This is a genomic window from Halomonas sp. ATBC28, from assembly GCF_005937175.1.
Taxonomy (GTDB): Bacteria; Pseudomonadota; Gammaproteobacteria; order Pseudomonadales; family Halomonadaceae; genus Vreelandella; species Vreelandella titanicae.
Map to the genome: position 1 here is coordinate 1 of NZ_VCQL01000172.1, position 401 is coordinate 401.

Here is a 401-nt window from a genome sequence, read left to right on the forward strand (position 1 = left end):
GATCCGAGCAAATATCGCCCTTCATCAGAAAGCTTATATCGACGTATTCAAAAGAAAAATTTTGTCCCAACTATCCACTCGGCAGCTGATGTGAACAATTTCTTTTCCTTATATTATAAAATTCCAATCGGCATTTACGACTTAGATAAATTAGAGGGACCGGTTGCCGTTGAGATAGGAACAGATCAAGATGAGTATATCGCCATCAATGGGCGCACTGTCAACTTTTCCCGTAAACTCGTATCAAAAGACATTCATGGGCCATTTGGCAGTCCAATTGTTGATTCGCAGCGGACAGCTGTCACAAAAGACACGAAAAACGCTGTCCAAATTGTATATTTATTGCCATCCATGACACAAGAGCAATGCAAAAAACTGCTGCAGTCAATGCAAAACATGTT

1 protein-coding gene is annotated in these 401 nt (G+C 40.4%); it reads left to right on the plus strand.

All coding sequences use genetic code 11. The features are described 5' to 3' along the window. On the plus strand, positions 1-401 hold a 401-nt coding region (locus E0L35_RS25885; protein ID WP_212751730.1), incomplete at both ends, for a phenylalanine--tRNA ligase beta subunit-related protein.